Source organism: Mesorhizobium sp. P3_A9 (genome assembly GCF_056402975.1).
In genome coordinates, this window is record NZ_JBFUGJ010000523.1 from 1 (window position 1) to 3,029 (window position 3,029).

The following is a 3,029-nucleotide window of genomic DNA, read 5'->3' on the forward strand; positions in this document are numbered from 1 at the left end:
TCACCGAACAGCACGATGGTGTGGGCGGCGTCGGCCGCGCCGAACGTGCAGGGTTTCGGCGTCACCGTGTTGAAGTCGAGCAGGCAGTTTTCGTCGGTGGCGCGCGCGGTGGAAGGCTGTTCGGCGGCCTGCTCGATGCCGCGCTGGGCGGGGTCGATGTTGCGCGTGGCCAGATGCGCATTGGCGTAGGCCACCGCCACGCCGACGCCCGTCAGCGCCAGGGCGGGAACCAGCGCTCGAGCGCCCACTGTCAGCCAGCCGAAACGCCGTCCCGGATTCTCGATCAGATGATAGGTCAGGAACGCCAGCGCCAGCGACAGGGCGCCGCAGCCGAGGCGTTGCGCCACGCCGAGATCCAGCACCAGCATTTGCGCGTAGACGATGACAGGCCAGTGCCAGAGATAGAGCGAATAGGAGAGCGTGCCGATCCATTGCAACGGCGGCAGCGAAAGTGCTGTGGCGGGCATTAGGGCCTGCCAGCCGGTCAGGTTGGCCGTCTTCGCGTCGCTCTCTTCGCCGGCCAGCAGCACAAGCACCGTGCCGGCGACCGGCAGCAGTGCGTACCAGCCGGGAAAGGGCATGTCTTCGCTCAAGCAGAGATAGGCGACGGCGATCAGCCCCAGGCCGAGCCAGCCCTGCACTGCGCGCAGCCACGCGCGGCGCAGCAATGTCGCCGGCGCCAGCGTCGCCAGGCCGCCGGCGGCGAACTCCCAGGCGCGCAGCGGCGAGAAGTAGAAGGCCCAGGCCGGCGAGGCGCTGGTGAGCCACAGGCAGGCGACGAAGGAGGCGAGGCCGGCGACGCCGATCACGATCACGGCCATGCGCTTGCCCGGATGCAGCCATGCGGCGAACAGCAGCAGCGCCGGCCAGACGAGATAGAACTGCTCTTCCACCGACAGCGACCAGAAGTGGATGAACGGATTGCTCAACGCATCGGCGGCGAAATAGTCGAACGACCAACGCAGCAGCCACAGATTGATGGCATAGGCGGACGCATACATGGCGCCGCGCGAATAAAGCGCCTGCTCCTGCGGCGCCATGATGAAGTAGCCGGTGGCGAGCGTCGCCAGGATGACGAACAGCGCCGCCGGCAAAAGCCGTCGGGCGCGGCGGGCATAGAAGCGCCAGAGGTCGAGCCGCCCGGTCTCGGTGATCTCGCGCATCAGGTGGGCGGTGATCAGCCAGCCGGAAATGACGAAGAAGATGTCGACGCCGGCAAAGCCGCCGGGCAGGGCGGTGAGGCCGAAATGATAGGCAACGACGCCGCCGACCGCCAGCGCGCGCAACCCCTGTATATCAGGCCGGAACGATGCCGCCATGATAACTCCTTCGCTAGCCGGCCTCGCGTGTCGGCCTGGACAGAGAATATTGCAGTRCAGCAAACTTTTCGCAATGCAACATGGCGAAAAAGGGAAGGTGGCGGAAATCGATCTCCTGGCCAATGCCCGGATAATGTAAAATGAAGAAGTCCTATCAAAGGCCAACGCTGGTTCGGCGCGAAAAGCTCTCCGCGGTCACCGCCGCCTGCATACCTTCGCTCTGCCAATAGCAGCAGGGCGGAATTTACAACGACACGGCTGGCGGCCATGCCGGCCGTGTGATCAACATTTCGCGATTTCGCACCGGTTGCTTGACTCCAGCTTGACGAGGGTTGGGTGGATGGTGCCATCTGGCGTCTTTCCCTGGGGCATTGGGGCATTCCATGAAGAAGACTTACGAAAAGCCGGTTCTCGAAAAGCGCGAAAAGCTGTCGAAAGTGGTCGCCAGCGTTCCCTCAAGGTGAGGCTCTGAACCCGGCTTCGCACTTCCAAAGCATCGCAGTTGCAAGTGCCTCGATGGCGGTGTGCGCCGTCAGGTGCTGTTGATTTGATTGGGGACATCCATGAAGAAGACTTACGAAAAGCCGGTACTGGTGAAGCGCGAAAAGCTGTCCAGCGTCGTCGCGTTCGTGGCGTCCGGCCCGATCTGAGCGGGCGCAGAGCATTTTCGCCAACTCGTTCGTGGTGACAATGCAACAGGGCGGCATTTCCGGCCGCCGTCACCGCGCCGATATCTCGGTCGCGGCTTGACGCTATCGGTCCATGGTGCAATCTCGGCCCATCACTTGGGCAAGGGGATATCATGAAGAAGACCTACGAAAAGCCGACGCTGCGCAAGCGCGAGCAGCTCTCCCGCGTCACCGCGCTCGTCTCGATGTCAGGAAAGGCCGCCTAAGCCTGCCGGGAGTCGCCGCTCGCAAGCTGGCGGCGCTGGAGTGGTCCGGCGCTTACGGAAACGCCTGGTCCATCTTCTGGTTTTGACGCAACTGCGAACGGAAAGCCGCTTCACACTTTTCCCGGAATCGTGCCCGCTGGGCGGCACTGTTGCGGTGGTTCGCCGTCGACGCTGATGATGACCGACCGCTTCAGCAAATCGACCGGAGCCTCCGGCTGGCTGCCGCCGGGAACCTTGCCGATCAGGGACGCTTCCATTGCGTCATAACTGTCGAACTCGAAACCGTTCGTCACCTTGGCCGTATCGACATCCGTCAGCTGGGCAAATGTCAGGCGGACTGGCTTCGGCACTATTTCGATCGCTGATGAATCGGCCTCCAGTGCCTGGATTACCGCGTTGCGGCGGCCCTCGGCGAGATAGAGATTAAGGTTCTTTCTCAATGCGGGATCCTTGACGGTCTCCCATTTCTCGCTGGCAAAGCCTTCGATGCGAAGGGTCAGTTTGGGCGAGGCGCCTTTGCTGCCGGCCTTGTCGAACGCATCTTTTGCCTTGGCCATGCAGGTGGCATAGCTGGAAGCGATCTCGTGCAGCAGCTTCCGTTTTGCTCCGGTGTCGGGCAGATTCGTATCGCTAAGGCTCCGCGCGCCGAAGAAGAAGGCCTCTTGGGTGGTGTTGATCACGCCATCGCCGCCGCCGATCTGCTTGTCGCCATTGCTGACAACCGGATCGAGGAAGATCGGTAGCATCATCGCCTCGCTGCCATAGTCATAGACCTTGCCGTCGGCGGCGTAGACCTGGGTGATGAAGGTTGGGCC

4 protein-coding genes are annotated in these 3,029 nt (G+C 62.7%); 2 read left to right on the forward strand and 2 right to left on the reverse strand.

Going from position 1 to position 3,029, the window contains the following annotated elements; translation table 11 throughout:
* On the reverse strand, positions 1-1,319 hold a 1,319-nt coding region (locus AC1DX0_RS33755), incomplete at its 3' end, for an acyltransferase family protein (RefSeq protein WP_477358687.1).
* A 551-nt stretch (positions 1,320-1,870) separates the two neighbouring features.
* Between AC1DX0_RS33755 and AC1DX0_RS33760 the strand changes: the two genes are divergently transcribed.
* Together AC1DX0_RS33760 and AC1DX0_RS33765 are read left to right on the forward strand one after the other, a co-directional pair.
* On the forward strand, positions 1,871-1,969 hold the full coding sequence (locus AC1DX0_RS33760) for a putative RiPP precursor (protein ID WP_477222708.1): 99 nt from the start codon (positions 1,871-1,873) through the stop codon (positions 1,967-1,969).
* Positions 1,970-2,121: 152 nt separating this feature from the next.
* Complete coding sequence (locus AC1DX0_RS33765) at positions 2,122-2,214, forward strand: putative RiPP precursor (protein ID WP_477222707.1); 93 nt, start codon at positions 2,122-2,124, stop codon at positions 2,212-2,214.
* Positions 2,215-2,324: 110 nt separating this feature from the next.
* On the opposite strand, the gene AC1DX0_RS33770 is transcribed toward AC1DX0_RS33765, so the two are convergent.
* A partial coding sequence (locus AC1DX0_RS33770; protein ID WP_477358689.1) for a hypothetical protein occupies positions 2,325-3,029 on the reverse strand: 705 nt, incomplete at its 5' end.